29 protein-coding genes are annotated in these 23,355 nt (G+C 56.2%); 15 read left to right on the top strand and 14 right to left on the bottom strand.

Annotated features, from left to right (window positions below):
- The first annotated feature begins 13 nt into the window (after positions 1 to 13).
- The 7 genes from C7476_RS23260 (at position 14) to C7476_RS23230 (ending at position 6,730) form a co-directional block, all read left to right on the top strand.
- A complete protein-coding gene (locus C7476_RS23260) occupies positions 14 to 1,285 on the top strand; it encodes an ABC transporter substrate-binding protein (RefSeq protein WP_181872576.1) in 1,272 nt (423 codons plus the stop codon).
- A 113-nt stretch (positions 1,286 to 1,398) separates the two neighbouring features.
- Positions 1,399 to 2,328: a carbohydrate ABC transporter permease gene (locus C7476_RS23255; RefSeq protein WP_114432237.1), complete on the top strand. Its 930-nt coding sequence runs from the start codon at positions 1,399 to 1,401 to the stop codon at positions 2,326 to 2,328.
- Positions 2,325 to 3,173, top strand: a complete 849-nt coding sequence (locus tag C7476_RS23250; RefSeq protein WP_114432236.1) for a carbohydrate ABC transporter permease — start codon at positions 2,325 to 2,327, stop codon at positions 3,171 to 3,173. Before C7476_RS23255 ends, C7476_RS23250 begins: the two co-directional genes overlap by 4 nt.
- A gap of 7 nt (positions 3,174 to 3,180) precedes the next feature.
- The gene (locus tag C7476_RS23245) at positions 3,181 to 4,248 is read left to right on the top strand and encodes an ABC transporter ATP-binding protein (RefSeq protein ID WP_114432235.1); all 1,068 of its coding nucleotides are present in this window, start codon (positions 3,181 to 3,183) and stop codon (positions 4,246 to 4,248) included.
- Positions 4,249 to 4,426: 178 nt separating this feature from the next.
- On the top strand, positions 4,427 to 5,197 hold the full coding sequence (locus C7476_RS23240; protein WP_114432234.1) for an amino acid ABC transporter substrate-binding protein: 771 nt from the start codon (positions 4,427 to 4,429) through the stop codon (positions 5,195 to 5,197).
- Between the two features lie 82 nt (positions 5,198 to 5,279).
- Complete coding sequence (locus C7476_RS23235; RefSeq protein WP_114432233.1) at positions 5,280 to 5,960, top strand: amino acid ABC transporter permease; 681 nt, start codon at positions 5,280 to 5,282, stop codon at positions 5,958 to 5,960.
- The gene (locus tag C7476_RS23230) at positions 5,960 to 6,730 is read left to right on the top strand and encodes an amino acid ABC transporter ATP-binding protein (protein ID WP_114432232.1); all 771 of its coding nucleotides are present in this window, start codon (positions 5,960 to 5,962) and stop codon (positions 6,728 to 6,730) included. The genes C7476_RS23235 and C7476_RS23230 overlap by 1 nt, the downstream gene beginning before the upstream one ends.
- 32 nt (positions 6,731 to 6,762) lie before the next feature.
- Here the strand turns inward: C7476_RS23230 and C7476_RS23225 are convergent, their stop codons facing one another.
- The 6 genes from C7476_RS23225 to C7476_RS23200 form a co-directional block, all read right to left on the bottom strand.
- Entirely contained in the window at positions 6,763 to 7,116 is a 354-nt protein-coding gene (locus C7476_RS23225; RefSeq protein ID WP_245426496.1) for a beta-barrel domain-containing protein, read from the bottom strand.
- A complete protein-coding gene (locus C7476_RS23220) occupies positions 7,113 to 8,618 on the bottom strand; it encodes a hypothetical protein (protein WP_114432231.1) in 1,506 nt (501 codons plus the stop codon). The genes C7476_RS23225 and C7476_RS23220 overlap by 4 nt, the downstream gene beginning before the upstream one ends.
- An 11-nt stretch (positions 8,619 to 8,629) precedes the next feature.
- The gene (locus C7476_RS23215; protein ID WP_114432230.1) at positions 8,630 to 9,076 is read right to left on the bottom strand and encodes a GtrA family protein; all 447 of its coding nucleotides are present in this window, start codon (positions 9,074 to 9,076) and stop codon (positions 8,630 to 8,632) included.
- Entirely contained in the window at positions 9,048 to 9,749 is a 702-nt protein-coding gene (locus C7476_RS23210) for a class I SAM-dependent methyltransferase (protein WP_114432229.1), read from the bottom strand. Before C7476_RS23210 ends, C7476_RS23215 begins: the two co-directional genes overlap by 29 nt.
- On the bottom strand, positions 9,736 to 10,773 hold the full coding sequence (locus C7476_RS23205) for a glycosyltransferase family 2 protein (protein WP_114432228.1): 1,038 nt from the start codon (positions 10,771 to 10,773) through the stop codon (positions 9,736 to 9,738). The genes C7476_RS23210 and C7476_RS23205 overlap by 14 nt, the downstream gene beginning before the upstream one ends.
- Before the next feature lie 228 nt (positions 10,774 to 11,001).
- Positions 11,002 to 11,181: a Flp family type IVb pilin gene (locus tag C7476_RS23200; RefSeq protein ID WP_114432307.1), complete on the bottom strand. Its 180-nt coding sequence runs from the start codon at positions 11,179 to 11,181 to the stop codon at positions 11,002 to 11,004.
- A gap of 383 nt (positions 11,182 to 11,564) precedes the next feature.
- Here C7476_RS23200 and C7476_RS23195 point away from each other — a divergent pair, with 383 nt between their 5' ends.
- On the top strand, positions 11,565 to 11,720 hold the full coding sequence (locus tag C7476_RS23195; RefSeq protein WP_114432227.1) for a Flp family type IVb pilin: 156 nt from the start codon (positions 11,565 to 11,567) through the stop codon (positions 11,718 to 11,720).
- Between the two features lies 1 nt (position 11,721).
- Here the strand turns inward: C7476_RS23195 and C7476_RS23190 are convergent, their stop codons facing one another.
- From C7476_RS23190 to C7476_RS29170, 3 genes are read right to left on the bottom strand one after another with little or no spacing between them, the layout of a single operon-like run.
- Positions 11,722 to 12,405 (bottom strand): class II aldolase/adducin family protein, encoded by a 684-nt coding sequence (locus C7476_RS23190; protein WP_114432226.1) that lies wholly within the window; start codon positions 12,403 to 12,405, stop codon positions 11,722 to 11,724.
- Between the two features lie 42 nt (positions 12,406 to 12,447).
- Positions 12,448 to 13,071 (bottom strand): ABC transporter substrate-binding protein, encoded by a 624-nt coding sequence (locus tag C7476_RS23185; RefSeq protein WP_210207812.1) that lies wholly within the window; start codon positions 13,069 to 13,071, stop codon positions 12,448 to 12,450.
- A gap of 5 nt (positions 13,072 to 13,076) precedes the next feature.
- Entirely contained in the window at positions 13,077 to 13,205 is a 129-nt protein-coding gene (locus C7476_RS29170; RefSeq protein WP_281032743.1) for a hypothetical protein, read from the bottom strand.
- A 150-nt stretch (positions 13,206 to 13,355) separates the two neighbouring features.
- Here C7476_RS29170 and C7476_RS23180 point away from each other — a divergent pair, with 150 nt between their 5' ends.
- From C7476_RS23180 to C7476_RS23170, 3 genes are read left to right on the top strand one after another with little or no spacing between them, the layout of a single operon-like run.
- Positions 13,356 to 14,408, top strand: a complete 1,053-nt coding sequence (locus C7476_RS23180) for a HoxN/HupN/NixA family nickel/cobalt transporter (RefSeq protein WP_114432306.1) — start codon at positions 13,356 to 13,358, stop codon at positions 14,406 to 14,408.
- Between the two features lie 36 nt (positions 14,409 to 14,444).
- Positions 14,445 to 15,194 (top strand): FAD-binding oxidoreductase, encoded by a 750-nt coding sequence (locus tag C7476_RS23175; protein ID WP_114432225.1) that lies wholly within the window; start codon positions 14,445 to 14,447, stop codon positions 15,192 to 15,194.
- 8 nt (positions 15,195 to 15,202) lie between these two features.
- On the top strand, positions 15,203 to 15,526 hold the full coding sequence (locus C7476_RS23170) for a LysR family transcriptional regulator (protein ID WP_114432224.1): 324 nt from the start codon (positions 15,203 to 15,205) through the stop codon (positions 15,524 to 15,526).
- Between the two features lie 41 nt (positions 15,527 to 15,567).
- On the opposite strand, the gene C7476_RS23165 is transcribed toward C7476_RS23170, so the two are convergent.
- From C7476_RS23165 to ltnD, 5 genes are all read right to left on the bottom strand, one after another.
- The gene (locus C7476_RS23165; RefSeq protein WP_114432223.1) at positions 15,568 to 16,110 is read right to left on the bottom strand and encodes a PRC-barrel domain-containing protein; all 543 of its coding nucleotides are present in this window, start codon (positions 16,108 to 16,110) and stop codon (positions 15,568 to 15,570) included.
- A gap of 130 nt (positions 16,111 to 16,240) precedes the next feature.
- On the bottom strand, positions 16,241 to 16,525 hold the full coding sequence (locus tag C7476_RS23160; RefSeq protein ID WP_114432305.1) for an acylphosphatase: 285 nt from the start codon (positions 16,523 to 16,525) through the stop codon (positions 16,241 to 16,243).
- A 64-nt stretch (positions 16,526 to 16,589) separates the two neighbouring features.
- A complete protein-coding gene (otnK, locus tag C7476_RS23155) occupies positions 16,590 to 17,870 on the bottom strand; it encodes a 3-oxo-tetronate kinase (RefSeq protein ID WP_114432222.1) in 1,281 nt (426 codons plus the stop codon).
- Positions 17,871 to 17,873: 3 nt separating this feature from the next.
- Positions 17,874 to 18,650 (bottom strand): 2-oxo-tetronate isomerase, encoded by a 777-nt coding sequence (otnI, locus tag C7476_RS23150; protein ID WP_114432221.1) that lies wholly within the window; start codon positions 18,648 to 18,650, stop codon positions 17,874 to 17,876.
- 14 nt (positions 18,651 to 18,664) lie between these two features.
- Positions 18,665 to 19,600: an L-threonate dehydrogenase gene (gene ltnD, locus C7476_RS23145; RefSeq protein WP_114432220.1), complete on the bottom strand. Its 936-nt coding sequence runs from the start codon at positions 19,598 to 19,600 to the stop codon at positions 18,665 to 18,667.
- Positions 19,601 to 19,776: 176 nt separating this feature from the next.
- Between ltnD and C7476_RS23140 the strand changes: the two genes are divergently transcribed.
- The 4 genes from C7476_RS23140 (at position 19,777) to C7476_RS23125 (ending at position 23,327) form a co-directional block, all read left to right on the top strand.
- The gene (locus C7476_RS23140; protein WP_114432219.1) at positions 19,777 to 20,775 is read left to right on the top strand and encodes a LacI family DNA-binding transcriptional regulator; all 999 of its coding nucleotides are present in this window, start codon (positions 19,777 to 19,779) and stop codon (positions 20,773 to 20,775) included.
- Between the two features lie 15 nt (positions 20,776 to 20,790).
- Positions 20,791 to 21,459, top strand: coding sequence for a 3-oxo-tetronate 4-phosphate decarboxylase (gene otnC / locus C7476_RS23135; RefSeq protein ID WP_114432218.1), 669 nt, complete (start codon positions 20,791 to 20,793; stop codon positions 21,457 to 21,459).
- A gap of 79 nt (positions 21,460 to 21,538) precedes the next feature.
- Positions 21,539 to 22,612, top strand: a complete 1,074-nt coding sequence (locus C7476_RS23130; RefSeq protein WP_114432304.1) for an ROK family protein — start codon at positions 21,539 to 21,541, stop codon at positions 22,610 to 22,612.
- 196 nt (positions 22,613 to 22,808) lie between these two features.
- The gene (locus C7476_RS23125; RefSeq protein ID WP_114432217.1) at positions 22,809 to 23,327 is read left to right on the top strand and encodes a DUF992 domain-containing protein; all 519 of its coding nucleotides are present in this window, start codon (positions 22,809 to 22,811) and stop codon (positions 23,325 to 23,327) included.
- Positions 23,328 to 23,355 lie beyond the last annotated feature (28 nt).

The raw sequence follows: 23,355 nt of genomic DNA, 5'->3' as shown, positions 1-23,355 counted from the left end.
AATGCAAAAACGAATGGGAACATTTCTGGCGGGCGCTATTGCAGCCCTGTCGATGACCGTTTCGGCAGCTTTCGCCGATACGACGATCAAGATGGTGGAGGTGATTACCAGCCCGCCGCGCACGGAACTGCTCAAGAAGCAGATCGCCAGTTTCGAACAGGCCAATCCCGGTACCAAGGTCGAGCTCGTCTCGCTGCCGTGGGGGCAGGCTTTCGAGAAATTCCTGACCATGGTGCAGGCAGGCGACACGCCAGACATCGTCGAGATGCCGGAGCGCTGGATGGGTCTCTATGCAACCAATGGCCAGCTCGAGGACCTCGGGCCTTATATGGCCAAGTGGAAGGATGCAGGCACGCTCGGCGACCGGGCAAAACAGTTCGGCTCAGTGGTCGACAACAAGCAATACATGATCCCTTATGGCTACTATATCCGGGCCATGTTCTGGAACAAGAAGCTCTTCGCCGAAGCCGGTCTGAAAGAAGCGCCGAAGACTCTCGACGAGTTCATGGAAGCCAACAAGAAGATCTCGGCGATCCAGGGCAAGTATGGCTATTGCCTGCGCGGCGGTCCTGGCGGCTTCAATGGCGTGCAGATGTTCATGAACATCGCCAATGGCAAGGGCGGCTATTTCAATGCAGATGGCACAGCGACTTTGAACGAGCCGGGCGCCGTCAAGGGCCTCGAGATGCTGGCCGATATCTACAAGAATGGTTATGCGCCGAAGGACAGCGTCAGCTGGGGCTTCAACGAGGTCGTGACCGGTTTCTATTCCGGGACCTGCGCCATGCTCGATCAGGATCCGGATGCGCTGATCGGTATCGCCGAGAAAATGAAAGCGGAAGACTTTGGCGTTGCGCCGCTGCCGACCGGACCGAACGGCAAGTCCTATCCGACGCTGGGCTATGCCGGCTGGGCGATGTTTGCCAATTCGAAGGTCAAGGACGATGCCTTCAAGTTGATGGGCACATTGTTGTCACCGGAAGACAATCTCGAATTCGCCAAGAATGTCGGTGTCATCCCTATTCACAATGGCGCCGACAAGGATCCATATTTTGGTGCTGACAGCTTCAAGGGCTGGTTCGAGGAAATGAATGACCCGAAGACATTCGAGTTCGTCACCCCTCCGACCTATCTCGAGAACCTCGGTAATTTCTACGACTCCGTTTCAGTCAAGAATTTCCAGGAAGTGCTGCTTGGCCAGAAGACTCCGAAGGCCGTCGCTGACGAGTGGGCTGCGTTCCTCACCGAACAGCAGCAGGCCTGGATGGCCAAGAACAAGAAATAACAGGCAATGAAATGATGCTCCGGTCCTCACGTGCCGGAGCATCTTCTTTTTGCGCATGACTGTTATTTGCCGGGCGAGCGTAAGAGGAGCCGACGAATGAGGGGCCGACAAACATGGTGATGCAATCGACGACGGCGGGCCTGCCGCACAACAGGGAAAAGGCGGGCAAGCGTGGCTTTGCCACGGCTTTCGAACCATGGCTCTATTTGAGCCCCGCCATGGTTTTGCTCATGCTGGTGCTGGTGGTGCCGCTGATCTTCGGCATCAGCTATTCCTTCCGCAAATTCTCGGCTTTCAAATCCGAATATGTCGGACTCGCGCAATATCAGGCCTTGCTGCACGATCCCAATCTCGGGCAGGCGCTGATGAATACCCTGTGGTGGACAGTCGCCAGCCTGTTTTTTCAATTCTTTCTTGGCCTCGGACTTGCTCTGCTGCTCGACAGGGATTTCGCAGGCAAGAAAATCGTGCAGGCAATCGTCTTTCTGCCTTGGGCCGTGCCGTCCTTTCTTTCGGGGCTGACATGGGCATGGCTGTTCAACCCGATCGTCGGACCTTTGCCGCACTGGCTCTACGCGCTTGGTATCCAGTCCGCCCCAACCAACATTCTCTCCAATCCCGCCACCGCGATGTGGGGGCCGATCATCGCCAATGTCTGGTTCGGTGTGCCGTTTTTCGCGATCACGCTGCTGGCTGCACTGAAATCCATTCCTGGAGAACTGCACGAGGCGGCTGCGATCGACGGCGCCAATCCATGGCAACGTTTCACCAAGGTGACACTGCCATTCCTCGCGCCGACCATCGCGATCACCGTGATGCTTCGGACGATCTGGATCGCAACCTTTGCCGATCTGATCTACGTGATGACCGAGGGCGGTCCCGCCGGCGCGACCAACACAGTCGCCACCTATATCTATGTCAGCGCATTCAAGACGCTCGACAAGGGCTATGCCTCCGCCGTTGCGGTCCTGTTGCTGGCGCTTCTCATTCTCTACGCCATCGTTTTGATCCGTATCCGCAAGTCACTTGTGAGGGCGTCATGATCGCAGGACGCTCACGCAACGCCCGCATTCTCGGTGGTATTGGCCTCTACGCCGCAGTCGGTGCCTACGTTATTTTCGCCCTGTTTCCACTGTTCTGGACGCTGAAGATTTCGGTGACGCCGCAGTCATTGCTCTATTCGGAGGGCATAACCCTGTGGCCTTCCATCTCCACGTGGGAGAACTACAAGACCGTGTTGCGCGCCACGGATTTCCCGCGCTATTTCATGAACAGTGTGATCGTTTCGGTGATTACGGCTGTCCTTGTCACAGTGGTCGCTTCGGCAGCCGGCTATGCGATGTCCCGGTTTTCCTTCCGGGGCAAAACCACTGTCGCGGTAACGCTGCTTCTGACCCAGACCTTTCCGTTGGTCATGGTGATCCCGCCGATCTATCGCATCATGGGTCAACTGGGGCTTACCAATAGCCTGACGGGCCTCATCATCATCTACATCGCCTTCAACATCGCCTTCGCGACCTTCCTGATGCAGTCCTTCTTCGATGGCATTCCGAAGGACCTGGAAGAGGCAGCGATGATCGATGGTTGCAGCCGTTCACAGGCGCTGCGCAAGGTCATCATCCCGCTGACATTGCCGGGTATGGGCGCGACGCTCGGCTTCGTCTTCACTGCCGCGTGGAGCGAACTGCTTTTCGCATTGATGCTCATCAGCAGCGACAGCCAGAAAACCTTCGCCGTCGGGCTTTTGACCTTCATCGGTAAATTTGCCGTCGACTGGGGTCAGATGATGGCAGCTTCGGTGCTGGCACTCATCCCCGCATGCCTGTTCTTCGCCTTTCTGCAACGCTATCTCGTCACCGGTCTGACCGCTGGCGCAGTCAAGGGATAACAAATCGATGGCTTCCGTCACAATCTCCAATGTCCAGAAAAACTATGGCGCCATGAATGTGCTTTCGGCAGTGGATCTCTCGATCGCCGATGGCGAGTTCGTCGTTCTCGTCGGACCCTCCGGCTGTGGCAAGTCCACGCTTTTGCGGATGATCGCCGGGCTCGAGGAAATTTCGGCTGGGGAGATCAAAATTGGCGAGCGTGTCGTGAATGACGTAGCGCCAAAGGATCGTGATATCGCCATGGTGTTCCAGTCCTATGCGCTTTACCCGCATATGGATGTGGCGTCGAATATGGGCTTCAGCCTGCTCTTGCGCAAGACGGCAAAGGAACTCGTCATGAACCGCGTCGGCAGTGCAGCCAAGCGCCTCGGACTTGACGTCTTGTTGCAGCGCCTGCCGCGCCAGCTTTCCGGCGGCCAGCGCCAGCGCGTAGCAATGGGCCGTGCCATCGTCCGCGATCCCAAGGTGTTCCTGTTCGACGAGCCCTTGTCAAACCTCGATGCCAAGCTCCGCGTCCATATGCGGACAGAAATCAAGGCTTTGCATCAGCAATTGAAGACCACATCGGTCTACGTCACGCACGATCAGGTGGAAGCCATGACGATGGCCGATCGCATCGTCGTCATGCATGACGGCGTCATCCAGCAGGTTGGAACCCCACTCGAACTCTATGATCATCCGGCTAACCTGTTCGTGGCAGGGTTCATCGGTTCGCCGGGTATGAACTTTCTTCCTGCCGTTATCAGCCGCGAGGGAAAGAAGGTTGCGGCAGAGCTCACCGACGGCCAGATGATCGCGTTGCGTCCTGAACTCAGGGTGGAGGATGGCGACCGGGTGACCGTTGGTATACGCCCGGAAAATATTGAGGTCGGCGGCGAGGGGCTGAAGGCAAAGATCGAGGTGATAGAGCCGCTAGGGCTCTCGACGCAGTTCTATACCAAACTCGCCGACCAACAGGTCTGCATCTTCGCCATGGGTCGCACGGATCGTGGCCCTGGGGACGCGATTGGGCTTGGTATCAAGGCGGCAGACGTGCATCTCTTCCACGGCGTGACCGGCTTGCGGATCGCATAGACGAATCCGGATAATTATCCACAGCCTCAGGTGGAATAGAATTCCTACATTGAGCCGAAATCTGGTATTAATTTTGTCGGCCTGCGCCTGATGGCGGCGCCGGATGCCTATACAGTACCGCGGCAAAGTGACATTTTCCAATCACGCCCAAAGCAAATAGCAAACGGATGGAAAGACAATGAACTGGTTGAAATCACTTCTCGTCGTTAGTGCCCTCGCAATCGTGCCTGCCCAGGCACAAGCCGCGTCCAATCTTGAGCAGATCAAGGCGGCGGGCGTTCTCAAGATCGGCACGGAAGGCACCTATGCGCCGTTCACCTATCATGATGCCTCGGGCAAGCTCGTCGGCTTCGACGTGGAGATCGGCGAGGCGATCGCCAAGAATCTTGGCGTCAAGCCCGAATTTCTCGAAGGCAAATGGGATGGCCTGATCGCCGGTCTCGACGCCAACCGCTATGACACGGTCATCAATCAGGTCGGCATTACCGAGGCGCGGAAGGCAAAGTATGATTTCTCCGAGCCTTATATCGCATCAAAGGCTGTTTTGATCGTCAAGAGCGACAATGAGGAGATCAAGGGCTTTGCTGATCTAAAGGGCAAGAAGTCTGCGCAATCGCTGTCCAGCAATTTCGGCAAGATCGCCCAGGAAGCCGGTGCAGAGCTGGTTGGAACAGACGGTTTCGACCAGTCGATCCAGCTGGTCCTCAATGGCCGTGCCGACTCGACGATCAATGACAGCCTGTCGTTCCTCGATTTCAAGAAACATAAGCCTGACGCCAATGTGAAGATTGCCGCCGAGCAGGAGAATGCGGATTACTCTGGCATCATCATCCGCAAGGGTGAACCGGATCTGCTCGCTGCCATCAACAAGGCACTCGAGACCATCAAGGCGGACGGTACGTATCAGAAGATCGCCGACAAGTATTTCGGACAGGACGTTTCGAAGTAACAACCGTTTACGATCGGGACTATTTGCGCTCTAAGAGGGCAGGGGGCTCGCTCCCTGCCTTTGTTATTGGGGAGAAACGATTTTGATACATTGGTTATCGCTGATGCTTGAATCGCTTCCGTCGCTGTTGTGGGCGGGGTTGATCTTCACCATTCCCTTGACACTTTTGTCTTTCGCCTTTGGCCTGACTGTCGGTCTTATAGCTGCGCTTGTTCGGTTATTCGCCCCAACTCCATTTGCGGCGGTCGTCAAGTTCTACGTGTGGATCATTCGCGGCACGCCGCTGCTGGTCCAACTTTTCCTGATATTCTATGGCCTGCCGAGCGTTGGTATTGTGCTTGATGCATTCACAGCCGCGCTCATCGGCTTTACGCTGAATATCGGCGCCTATACATCGGAAATCTTGCGCGCGGTTATATCCTCGGTTCCAAAGGGCCAGTGGGAGGCCGCTTACTCGATCGGCATGAACTGGCGCCAGGCAATGCAGCGGACTATTTTGCCCCAAGCAGCGCGCGTGGCTGTTCCACCGCTATCGAACACCTTTATTTCTCTCGTCAAAGACACTTCACTTGCGGCGGCCATAACCGTGCCGGAGTTGTTTCAGGCGGCGCAACGCATTGTCGCCACGACCTATGAACCGCTCATTCTCTACGTGGAGGCGGCACTGATTTATCTCGCCTTGAGTTCGGTCCTGTCGTCGCTGCAAGCGCGGCTTGAAACCCGCCTCAATCGCTACGGCGGCTTCCTGGAGGCAGGATCATGATGGTCGAACTAAAAAACATCGAGAAGCGGTTTGGCGATCACACAGTGCTGGATAATGTTTCCTTGAGCGTGGCCGAAGGCTCGGTTATGGCTCTCGTCGGTCCTTCCGGCGGGGGCAAAAGTACGCTTCTGCGTTGCATAAACCTTCTGGAAATTCCAACATCGGGTTCGGTAGAAGTTGCCGGTGACCGGTTGGACTTTCAGCCGGGTGTGCGGATGGGCACGAAGCAGATCCAGCTAGTTCGCCGTCATACCGGAATGGTGTTTCAAAACTTCCAGCTGTTTCCGCATCGTACGGTTATCGAGAACATCACGGAAGGGCTGACCACAGTCCTCAAATGGCCGAGGGAACGGGCGAGGGAGCGGGCGATGACGTTGCTTGAGAAGGTCGGGCTTGCGCACAAGGCGGAGGTCTGGCCATCGACGCTCTCCGGCGGACAGCAGCAGCGTGTGGCAATCGCCCGGGCGTTGGCCCCATCACCCAAGGTTCTTCTGTGCGATGAGCCGACGTCGGCGCTCGATCCTGAACTCTCCGGGGAAGTGGTCGATGTTCTCGCGCAACTGGCGCGTGAAGGTACGACGATGGTCATGGCTACGCACGATCTTCGACTGGCCTCCAGGATCGCCAATGAGGTGACCGTGCTGGATAGTGGCGTGATCGTTGAAACGGGTTCCTCGCGGGATATTTTCACCAAGCCGCAGCGGGAGCGAACCAAGCGCTTCATCGCTACTCTGACGCATGAAGGCCATACGCACGGCGAGGGGATCTAGCTAGGATTTGTTGTGCTTCAACATCTTGTCGGTCAACCCTCGCGGAAGGCGGCTTTGCCTGATCTATCATTGGCTTGATGAAATAGGATGCGACGCTCCTGTCGCCAGTCTTGATAAACGTTTCGAGGGGCATCCCCGGTACGAGTTTGATTGCGCCAAGCCGCGCGACCTCGGCGGGGGTGATGGCTGAGGCCGGTGCGGGTATCGGTTGTAACATCTGCGGAAATTTGTTGCACTGTGCCATTAACTTCCGGAGTGGTGCGTTGGCTGAAGGCGGTAAAAGGCAATCCCGCCGGCCGCCCGACAAAAAGCTGATCGACGTCCTGCGGCTGCACCTTCGCTTCGACGACCAGCGTTTCGCATGCAAAAACGCCACAAAGGCTCATCGTTCCGGGACAAAGATGACGGTGTTCTTATCAAAATACGCACGTCGCCAACCGGTCAGTTCGTCGAAGAAAGGTATGCGGCTGTCGTCAGTTGCCAACAGAGCCCAGCCGATTGCATAGGTCTTCAACTGTTCTTCTAAAATGGGCTTTCCACCGCTGTTGCCCGTTGACATCGTTTTCTTCATGAAGCCATTCAGAAAGAGCTGGTCGGTTCGGCCATCGATGAAAGTCTTGATTCCATGGAAAATCAGTGTGCCGCCAAAATTGTAGGAATTGAAGACGTTCCCGGACAGATTGTGTTGCTGGGCAAATGCGAGTGCACCTTTCGCAGATGTCTTCGGGCTTGGTTCGACCCCTGAAACCGAGGAGAATATTGCAGCCGCAGACACAACCAATATGCCGATCGCCGCTGAAATAGAGTGAAAATGGCTGGCAAGAAATCGCTCCAGACGGTCGAGGTGTCCTTTGGTCCATTTCTGGGCTGAGACCCAAGCAAATTGTTCGCCGATTTCTGCCGCGAGAACGAGCGGTACCAGCAGAACAAACAGATAGGCAAAGCGCTGATGCGTGAGGAGGAGATGCAGATTGAAGAGGAGAAACAGCGTCTTGGGCCATCCAATTTGCACTCTTGAGACAAGTAACCCGAAAAGAGCTGCAAGCAGGAAGCCTTCCATAAGGTAAGAATCTGCGGCGTTGAAGGGCTGCCATTCGTCAATAAAGGCCACCGCCTCGTTGCCGTACGCAACTGAAAAGGTCGCAAGGATGGCCTTGATGCCGTATGGGTTGAGCAAGCTCACGAGGGGGCAAAGCATCCCAAAGGCGATCCATCTGCCAAGAAGACCCGGCTTCGTCAGGTGCGTCCGCGCCAGCAAATCAAGACCCGCGAAGGCCGCAATAATGAATCCGAACGTGAATGTAGCGTGGAGATTCGCCCAAAGACATAGGAGCGGTAGCAACCATAGCGGCGGCGCTTGTTCCCTGCGCGCAGCGCGGAAAAGCTCGGCGGTCCAGATGACAATGATAGGAAGCGTGAAGACGAGCGGACGCGCGGTCAGGATGGGATCAATGAGAAACGACAGGACGAATGTCAGGCCGAACGCTATCGTCGGTTTCAGCGAGGCGCTGAGATACCACGCGAGCAGGAAGACCGTTAGCGTGATCATGGCAATGGTCAATAGTGTGACCCCATTCCAGCCATTCAGTGAATAGGCAAGCGCAAACAATATCTGTCCAAGCCATTCCTTTGCTATCCAGGGACTGCCCGCAGACGTATAGGAATAGGTGTCGACCGTGGGAAACGTGCGGCTTGACAGGATGTCCAACCCGACCCGCACGTGCCACCAATTATCCGGATCCTGTAAAAGCCCGGAAGCGGCGTAAATCAGCGTTGCCGCTTTGAAAATTGCGACAGCCAAACAGAAGAGCAGCCTGACGCGCTGGTCGTCTGCGATCGAGAAGCCTGAAGCGGCTGGGGTTGGCGTGCTGTAGGTATCGTCAACCATTCTATCGGGGCTCACTTCGTCGGTTGATTTGCATGCCGATTCTTAATCGAAATTGGTGTGTTTTCTGCAAACACGAAACAGACCGATCCAAGATAGAAAAGGATTGTATAGGCACAAATGCCAAGCAGATGGATCATCGGTCCGTCCATCAGTCCGGTTGAACGCGCCGCGAGAACAATTCCAAGATTGACCGCATAAGCCACCAGAAACGTTCCAACATATCTCGCGACGACGTTTGACGGCACGTTTTTTGTGCTGCCAAAGGTCCACCGGTTGTTGAGGCCGAAGCTCAAGGCAAGTCCTGATGTATAGCCGATCAGGTTTGAAACGATGTCGCCAGTTCCAAGCCAAAGGGCAAACAGAATTACGGTGTACCCGAACGCTGTATTCAGAACGCCGACGGACGCGAAACGCACGATCTGCAAATAGTCAAATGGACGATTTGACTGCGTGGACATAATACTGCGCTCCGATCGGAATTTTGGCGAGATAGCGCTCGAGCGACCGCAGCCTCGCCAGCAAACGCGGAAAAAAGATGCGATAAACGATACGGGATCTGGACAGGCCAGCGTCAGCAATCTCGGCGCGCATGTTCTTGGCCTTGATAAGAACTGCGTTTTCATCGAACGGACAATTGCGCACTGCATGCAAGGTGAGCGGGTTCCATGGATTGTGTTCGAACAGAAAGAAGTTCCCGCCCATCGTCAGGACCCTGCTGATCTCCCGAAGAAGACCCTCGTGGAGATCGCCGGGGATATGGTGAAAGACGCAGGCAACAAATACGAGGTCGAAGTGCCCGTTGTCATAGGGGATCGTTCCACCATCGAAATGCTGGAAGTGCGCTTGCCCGGGAAACCGCTTGTCGGCGATATCCAGGGATTGCGAGGAAGGATCGAGCAAGACGATTTCGCTCTCAGGAAACGCAGCCCTGAGATAGCTGAGCGAATTGCCCACACCGCCACCGAAATCGAGTATGCGTCGCGGCTTCACGCCCGCAGATGCGAGTACGGCAGCAACATCGTCAATCTTGTACTTGGCAAAGAAATCCGGTGTTTCACCGCTCAGACGTATGCTGTTCGCATGTTGCTGGTGGTATTCGGACGCGAACTGGTCAAACTCAGCCTCGAGCATGGACGACCTCCTTCACCCGTTCCTGCAGCCGGTGAATGGGTAAATCCTGGCGCGCGCTAATTGCGTCGTAGGAGACGATCTCATTGACAAGGTAAAGCGGACGCCGCTTCGTCTCCATGTACATCCGACCGAGATACTCACCAAAGATCCCAAGTACCAGGAGCTGGACGCTGCCAAGTATGAGGACGATGGCTGCCAGGCTGGTCCAGCCAGGCAAAACGTTTCCGGCAATCCAGGAACAGAAAGTGTAACCGAGGGCGAAAAGTCCAAAAAACCCGAAGATCAAGCCAAGGTGAGACGCGAAGCGAAGCGGAGCGATGGAGAAGCTCGTCATCGCGTCCATCGCCAGCAAGAGCATTTTCTTGAACGGGTAGTGCGTGGTGCCCGCAAAGCGCCGGCACCTTTCATAAGGGAGCGCGACTTGCCTCAAGCCAATCCAGCTGACCATGCCGCGAATGAAGCGGTAGCGCTCTGGCATGGAATTCAGATGGTCGAGGGTTCGGCGGCTCATAAGGCGAAAATCGCCAGTGTCGGGAGCAATATCCACGTCGACCATCTTGCGCAGCAACCGATAGAACATCGCTGCCGAGGCCAGTTTGAACCAGCTCTCTCCGTCGCGTTTCAATCGCTGGCCATAGACGACATCATAGCCCTCATCCATCTTCGCCATCATTTGGCCGACGAGTTCCGGGGGGTCCTGCAGATCGGCATCGAGAATGAGTATTCTCTGGCCACGGCAAATATCCAGGCCTGCGCTGAGCGCAATTTGATGGCCATAATTGCGGGCAAGATCGACGGCGACGAGGTGAGGGTCTCTTGCTGCCAAATCGAAGATCGCATGGCGGGTGCCGTCTGTGGCACCATCGATGACGAGGACAATCTCGTAGGATTGGCCAACCTGTTGCTGACACGCCGCGGTTACGCGTCGATAAAGCTCATCGATGCCGTCCACTTCATTGTAGCAAGGGATAACGGCAGATAGCGCGATACTCTGGTGGATTTGGTTTTGTTTCGTGTTTGGCATCGCTCGCACCCCAAGTTTCTGATTATTAGCCCCATCTTACGGCACAGTGGGAATGTTATTGAGTACGGCCGATCGCGGCGCAGACGTCGGGTGATCCAAGGTTACGCAGAGGCGATATCGCCTGGGTTTAGCTGCAGCACTATAAGCTCTGTCCCCAGCAACAGCCAAATTCGATATCAGATTCCAAATGAGATTGGGGCTGCTGTGCGCAGCCCCAATGCCGAATTATTAGCTGGGAGCGGCGCCGTTCATCTTGGTGCCGAGCTTGTTGAACGTGGAGTTGATGCTGCCACCAAGCGAAGTTGCACCGGCAATGATGCCGACGGAGATGAGGGCGGCAATCAGGCCATATTCGATGGCAGTTGCGCCGGATTCGTCTTTAAGGAAGCGTGCGAAGAGATTTTTCATTTGATTGCCTATCCTGTTGTTGTGCATGGTTTCGTTGAACCGTCATCAACATAGATTTTCAGCAATTTCAGTTTTCCTAATTTAGATGGTTACTGAAAAGTGACTGAATTTGTTGCTTAAATTAGCTTTACACAAGTTGATTAAATTCGGTTAAATTATTAGGTACTTGTACTTGCAACTATATTTGACTGTTGGCCGCTCGGTAATACCCGCAGTGTTTGAAATCGCATCTGATCGGATCGATATATCGTTATTTGATGCAAGTTTTAGTTAAATTAACCCATTTATCGAAATTAAAAATTAACCAATAACAACAGTCTCTTTTGCTAATTTACCCAATGAGGAGGACGATTCAGCCAGACTTAGGACAGGAGAGGCGAACAATGACAAAGCTCTTCGCGCGCTTCCTCAAGGATGAAACCGGCGCAAGCGCCGTTGAATACGCACTGATTGTTGCTCTGATAGCGGTTGCCATCATCGGCACTACCAGCAAGCTTGGTACGAACATCAAAGATATGTTCGAGAAGCCCGGCCCGTAGATTAGGCAGCGCGTAATTTACCCGTGTGATAGTCCCAGACCTTTTGCAACAGGTTGGGCTTCCCGAGATTGCCTGCGATTGTGGCGATCTGTTCCGGCGTCAGAATGGTTGGTGCACCAAGGCTTGTGGCTAGATACTGCCTTTGCGCATTTTCCTCGAGATATACTGCGAGGACGAATGCTTCGAGAATGCTGGTCGCAGCGATCACTGATCCATGCGATTTCAACATTGCGATGCGACGCGCGCCCAGCGTTGTGGCAAGCGCTTCACCGAGTTTCTTCGTGTTGATCGATGCGATCTCGCCAAACTGCTTGATCTCGCCGATCACAGCTGCCTGCATGATCACCGGTTCAACGGAATTCCCCGTCATGCTGAAGAGTGTTGACCACAACGGGTGTGCGTGGATGACCGAACCCACGTCCGCACGGCGATGGTATATTTCCGAGTGTATATGAAACTCCATCGGCGGGACTGCGCCGCCATCGACCGGCTTGCCATCGAAATCGGTCATGACGATATCGTCGATTGTGAGCGCCGAGCGAACCGATGCACCGCAATTGATCAGCATTCGATCTTCGCCAGGAACACGCCAACTGGCATGGCCGTTGCAATCCATGATTCCCGCGCGTTCGAGCATAAGGATCGCATCGACCAGCATGCGCTTCTGTTGAGTGTAGTTATCCATATCCTGCCAGTTCCATGCCAGATTGTGTCTGAGATACCCGCGCTATTTTTTTGTTGATACGGGCCCAGTTCCTTGACTGCTGCATCGGCGAAGGACGCGTCGAGGATTTGGGCGACAGTTGCGCTTGCCGGTACGAGACCTTCCTCTGGAAGTATTTGAGATCGTTTTCAAGGCTGGCGGTGTTGAGCTTGCCGTCGGGATAATGCCTTGCGGGACAATGGCGCGATAGACGGAAGCATCCTTGATCGGCGTATATTCGGTCAGTATCGAGATCACTTCGTCTGCGGCCGGGCCGGCCAGCTTGCCGTTTGCAAGCGCATCATTGTAGTCGCGAAGCGCATGGATATAGGCGCGCATGAATGCTTTTGCGGCACCGGGCTGTTCACCGGTGAACTCTGCCGAGTAAAGAACAACCGCGAGCTGGTGATTGGGGTAAAACTCGTCATTGCCCATGATACGAACGGCGACACCACGGCGCACAGCTTCTGTTGCGGAAGGTTCTGTCGTCAGAGCGGCATCTACAGCCTTGTTCTCGAGCGCGATGATGTGCTGCGGAAACGAGAGGAATACACGCTCGACATCGCTAGGTTTAAGCCCGGCCTTTTTCAACGCCTCATTCATGGTCGATGTCGATGCGCTGCCAGTGGCACTGCCAGCAACCTTCATGCCTTTTAGATCGGCAGCGACTTGTACTTGCCGCTTTCCACGGGATCCTTGCGGACGAGGAGTGGCTGATAGCCGTAACCCGGAGGCGTGGAACCCTTATCGGCCACCACCTTGATTCCGATCCCCCGTGCCACGGCATCTTCGGCTCCAAGTTTTTTAAACGGGCGAGTAAGATTTTTTCGCGTAGACATCATACTTTGCGATTTTCTATGGTTGCTTCCGACAAGACGGCCCGCTGCGTGTTTACCAGCACACGCGATACCTGGCCAGCAGAGGAGGCCAAAGTGATCCCCAATCCTTTCGACGATCAGCCAACGCAACTGAAGGCCAAGGTCATCGTGACCTATGTGGTCCTGATTGCGGCCAATGTCGGCGCCTGGGCATGGGCGTGGATTGCCTTTTCAGATCGCCCTTCGTTGCTGGGGACTGCTCTTCTCGCTTACATGTTCGGTCTGCGCCATGCTTTCGACGCCGATCATATAGCCGCGATCGATAATGTCGTCCGCAAGTTGATGCAGGAGGGCAAGACGCCGTATTCAGTCGGCTTCTTCTTTTCGCTGGGGCACTCAAGCATCGTCGTCATCGCTTCCCTGATCATCGCCGCGACGGCCGCTGCGATGCAGAGCAATCTTGAATCGTTCCATGATGTCGGTGGTGTCATCGGCACATCTGTGTCGGCCGTGTTCCTCCTCATTATCGGCCTGGCCAACCTTTTTATCCTGCGGGGTATATGGTCAGCTTTCAGCCGCGCGCGGCGCGGCGAGAAAATTGTCGACGAGGACCTCGACGCACTGCTGTCAGGACGAGGACTTATCGCTCGCATCTTCCGGCCGATTTTCCGCTTGGTTTCGCGGTCCTGGCATATGTATCCGATCGGCTTCCTGTTCGGATTGGGATTCGACACCGCGACGGAAATCGGCCTGCTCGGAATTTCGGCAGCGCAAGCGACGCAGGGCATGTCATTCTGGACGATCCTCGTGTTTCCTGCGCTCTTCACAGCGGGCATGTCGCTCATGGACACGACTGACAGCGTCCTGATGACTGGCGCCTATGGTTGGGCGTCGATCAATCCGATGCGCAAGCTCTGGTACAATCTGACAATCACCGGAGCGTCCGTCGTCGTCGCTGTCTTTATCGGCGGTGTGGAAGCGCTTGGTCTGATCAGCGACAAGCTCGGTCTCGAAGGATCGTTCTGGCAGTTCGTTGGAGGGCTGAACGATAATTTGGCCAATTTCGGCTATGCAGTCGTAGGGATATTCGTCATGAGCTGGATCGTTTCGGTCATCGTCTACCGCGCCAAAGGCTATGACAACCTCCACGTCGAAGTATCGACGTGAAACTTTCACGCCGGTTGCGCCGTCAAGTTGCGACTGATGCCGCAGTATGAGAGCCTTTTCAGGCCGCAACGCCAGAATGCAACGCTGGTTGCTACGTCCGACATTACGCATGACATCCGCGAGTTTCGCTGCCGGTCGGAGGCAACGAGCCATTTTCTTTCAGGTCAATATGCCCTGCTGCATTTGCCCGGAATACCGGGTGACCGCGCCTATTCCATGGCGAATACCAGCAATGATGACAGAGAATGGCACTTCCAGATACGCCGCGTGCCGGGCGGCGAGGCGACGGGATATTTGTTTTCGCAACTGCGCGTTGGGGATCGGATCGAGCTCGATGGCCCCTATGGCATGGCATATCTTCGCGAGGACTCGCGTCGGGATATCGTTTGTATCGCCGGCGGTTCCGGCCTGTCGCCGATGGTGTCGATCACACGTGCGGCGGCTGTTGCACCGATAGATTTCGTCTTCGGCGGGCGCACGGCGCAGGATATTTGCGGCAAGGAAATGCTGCAAATGCTTCCGGATTTGGGACAAATATTCACTACCATCCAGTTGTTTCCGGCATGCCTGAAGCCGATGATGGCTGGGATGGTTACAGAGGCTATGTGCATGAAGTGGCGCACAGTCTTTTCGCCGCACGGCTTCCTTCGTGCGAGATCTATTTTGCAGGTCCCCCCGCAATGGGACAAGCAATACAGAAAATGTTGGTCGACCTCGGCGTCGACTCAACCCAAATGCATTTTGACCAGTTCTATTGATCATTTGGCTGCAACCGACAGCCGCTGAAAACCGCAATGAAACCTCGTCAGCTGATATACTTCATAAAGGTCGTTGACGTAGGCAACATTACGAAAGCGGCGGAACAGTTGAATTTGGCGCAGACGGCTCTCGGGATACAGATACGCAATCTCGAGGAATCGCTTCACGTTCAATTGCTCGACCGCCATTCGCGGGGTGTCAGCGCGACACCTGCGGGACTTTTGCTTTACGAGCGTGCGCATGAAATTCTGCAGCGGATCGAGGACACGCGCGGCGACCTGATTTCACTGGCGGGCGAGCGTGCGCGGATCCGGCTCGGGGCCACGCCGAGCATGCTGAAGTTGATCGGAACCGAATGAGAAGGCCGCCAGCGATGCGTAGCGGCCTCCTCGTCTGGTCGTTATTTGGCAGGCTCCGTTGCAGGTGGATTCGAACCGGTTTTCATCGGATCAGCTATACCATCGGTGAAATTGGCCGATCTGTCGAACGCCGGAGCGGCGTTCAGCTGATCCTTTGTCGTGTTCATTACGAGCCACGTTTTCCCGTCACTGCGCTTTGAAATTTTCAGCTGGGTCGGCGTTACGGCTACATCCTTGTCGCCGACGCCGAGGAAGCCCCCTACACCGATCACTGCAGCCTGAACCATACCATCAGGTCCAATGACAAGGTCATTGAGCTTTCCTATTGTTTCTGCCTTGTCATCATCGCCGTTGTACACGGCTGTACCGATGAATTCAGAGGCCAGGATTTGTCCTTCGGAAGCTTTGGTGAGACTTGCTGCATCCGGCGCAGGCGGACTGCCGGGCGCTGGCTTGAACACGTCCTTGTTCGTCACGGTCAGCGGAGCAGGATTCTCGGCAGGTGCCGGCGAAACGCCCTGGCTCAACGCTGTCCCGGACATGAAAGCCACACATGCTGTGGCCGCGATGAGGTTCCTGATCATGATAATTACTCCATTTTTACGCGAGAACATCCAGGTTTCAGCCTGGAAATTCTCATCCTTGAGTAAAACACCAAAAGTCGCCAGAGGTTCCCTAATGAGGCGTGTGCAGGATCGTTTGAAGGGAGGAGACCTATTCGACGATGTTAAAACCGTTAGCCGGCTGGTCGCCATCGATGGCTTCGCTGGTGACGCTTGAAACCGCCGCAGCTGCCGGTCCCTCACGGAAGCGTTGTAGCATCGTGGATACAGCTTGTTCCGATCCGGCGATGCGGGCGGTAACCGACCCGTCGCTGCCATTGCGCACCCAACCGCTCAGGCCGAGCGTTCGTGCCTCCGCTTGCGTCCAGAGGCGAAAACCTACGCCCTGCACCCTTCCGCGGATACGAACAATCAATGCTCTGCGGTCGGTCGTCATCGCCGCCTCCATGCTATAACGAGTCATCGTCGACCGATCGATCAACGTTCCACGCTATTATCTTTCAACGCATCATGGTCAGAGCGGTTGCAAAAAAGTCCTTGCCCCCGAAGTTTCCCGACTTGAGCGCCATGAGCATATCCCCCTGCGCGCTCCCGACTGTGCGCAAGATTGGCACGCCCGGTGCTATTTCAGGCCCGATCAGGAATGCCGGAATGGCAAGGCGGTCCACCACCGCGCCGGAGGTCTCGCCGCCTGCGACCACCAGGCGACGTACGCCCCTTGCCACGAGTTCGGCGGCGATAGTCGACGTTGCAGCCTCGATCGCATGGCCTGATGCCTCACGTCCGTACCGCGATTGCAGCATGGATACCGTTTCGGGTGAAGCACTTGCCGCGATGGCGACAGGACCAGACGAAATGTGCTCGCCAGCCCAGCTAAGGGCCGCGGCTATTTCGTCTGAAGCTGCAATCAGCTTTTCGCTATCAAGCCTCAACACGGGCATTGACCGCTCGGCAATCTCCAGCTGTTCCAGCGTCGCACTGGAGCAACTGCCGGCAATAATGGCCGCCAGTCCGCCGACGGGACGCATGGCACCATCCGTCGTTCCCGCATGCAATGGCACCTGGCCCGATTTTACCAGAGCGCGGGCAAGTCCAAGACCCAGTCCGGATGCTCCGGTTGAGATTCCCATTTCAACCGCGACAGCACCAAGTGTTTCGAGATCGTGTTCAACGGTTGCGTCGGCGATTGCCGTGGTGAAGCCCTGCATGCGTAAGCTGTCGAGACGCGCCTTCACAGCCGCCGGGCCCCCTGCGACCGTCGTCAGATCGACGAGGCCCACGGCACCCTGCGACTGCCTTGCCATGACGCGTACCAGATTGGCATCGTGCATTGGATTGAGAGGGTGGTCTTTCAGCGGGCTTTCGTTCAGCGGTTGTCCGTTAACGAAGAGGTGGCCGAAATAGACCGTGCGCCCTGTCTCTGGAAAGGCCGGCGTCACAAGAACTATGCCCTCTTCTGTAATATCGCTGAGTGCCTCAGTGACCGGACCGATATTGCCGGCGTCGGTGGAATCGAACGTCGAGCAGATTTTGTACAGCACGTGCTTGGCGCCGTGTCTGTGCAGCCATTGATGCGCCAGCGCTGCAGCGGACACAGCGTCCGCTACAGGGACAGAACGGATCTTCAGTGCAACGACGACAGCATCGACATGGGGCAGCGCTACCGCAGCGTCGGGTATGCCTACGGTCTGGATCGTACGCAGGCCATTCTTTGTCAGTGTATTGGCGAGATCGGACGCTCCTGTGTAATCATCCGCGATTGATCCAAGCAAAATAGCCACTGTCTAGCTCCGTCTAAAGGGTTCGAACCATTTCAAACCGTCCAGGGTTCCGGCTCTGGGGATGTATTCGCAACCGACGAAGCCATCATAGGCAAGCCGGTCGATTTCATCGAACAGATAAGTATAGTTCAGCTCTTCCCCATCCGGCTCGTGGCGCGAGGGAATGCTGGCGATCTGGATATGACCGGTAATGGGCATGAGACGGCGCAAGGCCATGGCCACATCGCCGTGCATGATCTGACGATGATAGATATCGAACTGCAGTTTCAGGTTAGGCAACTCGAGTTCTGTAATGAGCTGTTCGGCCGCGCCGAAATCATTAAGATAATATCCCGGCATGTTTCGCGCGTTGATCGGCTCGAGCACCAGGTCGATGCCAGCTTCGGCAAGCCAGCCGGCAGTGTAAGTGACCGAGCGTCGGTAACACGCCGCCGCGGCTTCGTCGTGGGGATCCGCAATGCCGGCCATCAGATGCAACCGCTTTACGCCAGTCGCCGATGCATATTCGAGTGCCCGTCCCACATCCGACTTCAAGGCATCGAACCGCCCGGGCAGGGCAGCGATGCCGCGCTCACCCGCCGCCCAGTCCCCTGGAGGGAGGTTGAACAATGCTTGCTGAAGATTGTTGCGGACAAGCCTCTCGGAGATCGCTTCGGGCGGAAACTCATAGGGAAACAGATATTCAACCGCAGTGAAACCAGCATCGGCAGCAGCGGCGAAGCGATCAAGGAACGGCCACTCGTTAAACATCATCGACAGGTTGGCGGCGAATACCGGCATCAACGCGTTCCTTCTCAACTCTTGGGTTTCGCATCCGGCAGTTTTGCACCGGACAGGCTGGCATATATCCGTGCAAGAGACGCGTCATCATCGTGACCCATGCCGGCACCGGAGGCTGCCAGATACATCTGCAAAGCCGCGGCGACGAGCGGCACAGGATAGCGCTCTGCCCGCGCCATATCCTGGACGATGCCAAGATCCTTGACGAAAATCTCGACAGTGCTGAGCGGTGTATAGTCTCCCGCCAGCACGTGGGGCACGCGATTTTCGAACATCCATGAGTTGCCGGCGGAGGCAGTGATCACTTCGTACACCTTGTCGAGATCAAGCCCCTGTTTGGCAGCGAAGGCTATTGCCTCGCAGGCGGCGGCGATGTGCACACCGGCAAGAAGCTGGTTGACCATCTTGAAGGCTGCACCGGCTCCGGCCGCATCGCCGAGTTCGTAGACTTTGCCTGCCATGGCATCAAGAGCCGGGCGGGCAAGCTCGAAAGCCTGCCTGGAGCCTGAGGCCATGATCGTGAGTTCGCCGCTCGCCGCTTTTGCTGCGCCGCCGGATATCGGGGCATCCAGATAATGAAGGCCTAGAGCTTCGACACGTTGCGCAAGATCCCGTGCGACGGCCGGATCCATCGTCGCGGACGAGATGAACACGGCGCCGGGTTTCATTGTATCGGCGATGCCATTTGGCCCGAACAATATGGCCGCGGTTTGCGCGCCATTGACGACCACTGACACAACGATGTCCGCACCTTTTGCAGCATCGGCGGCTGTGGTCGCGCCACGCCCGCCATCGGCTATGAACTTATTGACTGCCGCGGGCGCAATGTCGCAGCCAATCACGTCGATTCCAGCGCGGTGCATGGATTTGGCCATTCCCATCCCCATGGAACCAAGCCCGATTACCGCCGCCACAACAGCATTTTGGCGGCCCGCATTGGTCTTTGACATAAAATATCCTCCGGTCTGGCAGGCATCCAGTCGCCCATTATGGGATCCAACACTCGCTCCAGATGTGATAAACCACGAATGGCAGCGCTGCCAACCATAAAATGGTAGCGCTGCCAAAAAAACTTTACTAGGGAATTTGGAGTCGACCGTGTGTTGGAAAGAATACGAGAGGGACGATGACCTCCAGATATCAGGCGGCAGTGACACTTGCGCAGGTTGCCGAGGCGGCCGGCGTTGGCGAAAGCACGGTTTCTCGTGTCTTAAGAAACCATGGCTCTTATTCCGGAAAGACAAGGGATCGTGTCATGACCGCCGTTGAGCGGCTGGGTTATGTGCCAAACCGCATCGCCGGTACGCTGGCCTCGACCGGGTCTCGCCTGGTCGCCTTTGTCATACCGTCGCTGTCCAATATCGTTTTCGCCGATGTTTTGAGAGGCGCGGGCGCGACGCTGGAGGAAAATCAATATCAGGCGGTTTTTGCGGTCACTGATTATGATCCCGCAAGGGAGGAGGCGCTGGTCGCCTCCATGCTCGCCTGGCGGCCTGCGGCGGTGATGCTGGCAGGCTATGAACATACCGGGCGCACGATCAAGATGCTGCGCGCCGCCAATTGCCGGGTCGTGGAAATGCTCGATGTGGATGGCACTGCGCTGGATCTTGCCGTTGGCTTCTCCAACCGCGCCGCCGGCCGTGCAAGCGCCGAGTTTCTATTGAAGCGCGGTTATCGCCGGATCGGTTATGTCGGCCATGACCTCGAGCGCGATACACGTGCCGGCAAACGTTATTCGAGCTTCTGCGAGACATTGAGTGCCAATGGCGTGCCGCTTGCAGGCCAGCAAATCTATCGGGAAGCTTCGTCTGTCGAAAGAGGCCGTTTGGGTCTCGATCTCCTGCTGGCCAGAACTCCCGACCTGGACGCGGTCTACTTTTCCAACGATGACATGGCGCTCGGTGGCTATTTCCACTGTTTGGCGCGAGGAATTGTCATCCCCTCCCAATTGGCGATTTTCGGCTATAATGGCCTTGATCTCGGCCGGGTTATGCCGCAAGCCCTGTCGACGATACGCACGCCGCGCGTCGCGACCGGACAGTTGGCGGCAAAGCTCATCGTGGACAGTGCGCCGTCGCAGGTTATCGATCTTGGTTTTGAGTTGATCGAAGGCGCAACTGCCTGACACCGGAGGATTCGAATGTCTGATGCACGCCTGCGTGAGGAAATCTGCCGATACGGACGCTCGCTGTTCGAGCGGGGGCTGACGCCCGGATCGTCGGGCAATATTTCATTGCGGCTCGATGATGGCGGCTGGCTGGTGACACCGACGAATGCCTCGCTCGGCTTTCTTGACCCGGCGCGGCTTTCTCGTCTCGATGCGGCAGGGGCGCTGGTTTCGGGCCATACACCCACCAAGGAAATTCCGCTTCACAGCGCCATTTACGAGACTCGCGCAAGCGCCCGCGCGGTCGTCCATCTTCATTCAACGCACGCCGTTGCCCTGACAATGCTGCCGGAGATCGATCCGCGCGCCGCGCTGCCGCCGATGACGCCCTATTACCTCATGCGGTCCGGTCAGACCGCCCTCGTGCCCTATTACCGTCCCGGCGATCCGGCGGTTGCCGATGCGATCCGCGGCCTTGCGGGCAAATATTCCTCCGTGCTTCTGGCGAATCATGGGCCCGTCGTGGCCGGCGACAGTCTTGAAGCCGCGGTTTTTGCCACCGAGGAGCTGGAGGAGACGGCGAAGCTTTATCTCCTCCTGCGAAACCTAAACCCCCGCTACCTCAGCCCTGCGCAGGTCGCCGATCTTGTTACGACTTTCGGCCTCGATCTCCCCTTTCATGAGGATCACGATCACAAGTGAGTGCAAGTTCCGGCTGGAACTTCGTCCAAGCCGCAGCGTTCCTGTCACGATGATCGTAAACTTTGTGCAAGGGGCAGGCATGTCGCAACGCCAGGATAATTTGAAACAGGATAATCTTGTACCAGTTGCGCATGGCGCCGCTTCATTGCCGTCAGTCACGGTCGACGGCTACAATTTGAAGCTGCGCGACAAGGATGGGTTCATTGGCGACAAGGCCAGTAAATTCGCGTTTCAGCAGAAACTTGACGATTGGCGCAAACGTATAAAAAACGGCGGCGATGATCCGCTGGGTGATACGCCGACAAAGGATTTGTCGAAGAAAGACATCGATGCGCTGGTGCAGGGAAAGAACAAGGAAGCGGCCGCGCTGGTTCTCGGTGCCGTCGATGATTTCGCCGGCGAACTCGCCCAGGTGCTTGCCCGTTTTCTGAAGGAAAAAAGCTGGAAAAACACTGAACGCGTCGTTGTTGGCGGGGGAATGAGAGAAAGCGCTTTCGGGGAATTGGCCATTGCCCGGGCGATGGTGTTGCTGAAATCGGATGGCTTGAAAATCGAGCTTTTGCCGATCGCGCATCATCCTGATGAAGCCGGACTTATCGGTGCAGTACAACTCATGCCCGCCTGGATGCTCGAGGGTCACGATTCGTTGCTGGCGGTTGATATTGGTGGAACGAATATTCGTGCAGGGATTGTTGAAACGCGGATCAAAGACAAAGCGGATCTGTCGAAAGCCAGGGTTTGGAAATCGGAACTTTGGCGCCACGCCGATGACGAGCCCAATCGCACGGCAACCGTAGAGCACATCGTAAGCGTGTTGGAACGCCTTATCGCCAAAGCGCAAAAGGCCGATCTCATGCCGGCTCCGGTTATCGGAATTGCATGCCCAGGTACGATCATGCCGGACGGTTCCATCGCGAATGGCGGCCAAAATCTTCCCGGCGGGAATTGGGAGAGCAAGAGTTTCAATCTTCCGGAGGCTCTCGCTGAAGCCATCCCGAAAATCGGTGATCATCCCACCTTTGTAATCATGCACAACGATGCGGTGGTGCAGGGGCTCTCACAGGTTCCGTTCATGCGGGACGTCAAGCGTTGGGGCGTGGTGACTATCGGCACAGGCCTCGGAAATGCCCGTTTTACCAACAGGGCCGTTTGACCAGATGTCTGCACAGGAGGGAATTGTGGAACAGCAAATCCAATCAGCGCGATGCCTTCAAAATGTCCCAATGGCGCTGAACTGTGCGGCTGTCTGCTACTGCGCCCTCACACATCCGTTGACCTGTACAGCTTGCTGAGTTTGTCGGCTGAACGACCGATTGCGTTGCACCGGTCATACCAAAAAGGAGAAAATGATGAAGAAGACTCTTGCGATGGCACTTACGGCAGCGTCGCTGACTCTCGCCGGCACGATGGCTGCCAAGGCGGCGGACACCATCCGGACCTATCAGGAACCGGATCTGCACAGTGGTGTGAAGATCGGTTACCTCGATTGCACTATTGGCGGCGGCATTGGTTATGTGCTTGGCTCGGCCAAGGAGATTGAGTGCGATTTCCGCTCGAGCCTCAGCGGCGAACGTTCGGACCACTACAGCGGCGCAATCAAGAAGCTCGGCGTTGACGTTGGCTTCACCACACGCAGCCGGCTTATCTGGGCCGTGTTCGCACCGACAGCCGGCTACCATCATGGCTCGCTCGGCGGCATCTATCGCGGCGCCACCGCGGAAGCGACAGTTGGCGCCGGTATCGGTACCAATGTGCTTTTTGGCGGCACGGCAGGCTCGATCCATCTTCAGGCCATCAGTGTGACGGGCCAGATTGGTCTTAATCTTGCTGCCACCGGCACGTCGATGACACTCGCCTCGGCGAATTGACGGTATTGTCAATATCTCCCTTTCGCCC

Source organism: Phyllobacterium bourgognense, from assembly GCF_003337575.1.
Classification (GTDB): domain Bacteria; phylum Pseudomonadota; class Alphaproteobacteria; order Rhizobiales; family Rhizobiaceae; genus Phyllobacterium; species Phyllobacterium bourgognense.
Note: the sequence above shows the minus strand (reverse complement) of the source record. Positions and strands in the feature narration are given on the sequence as shown.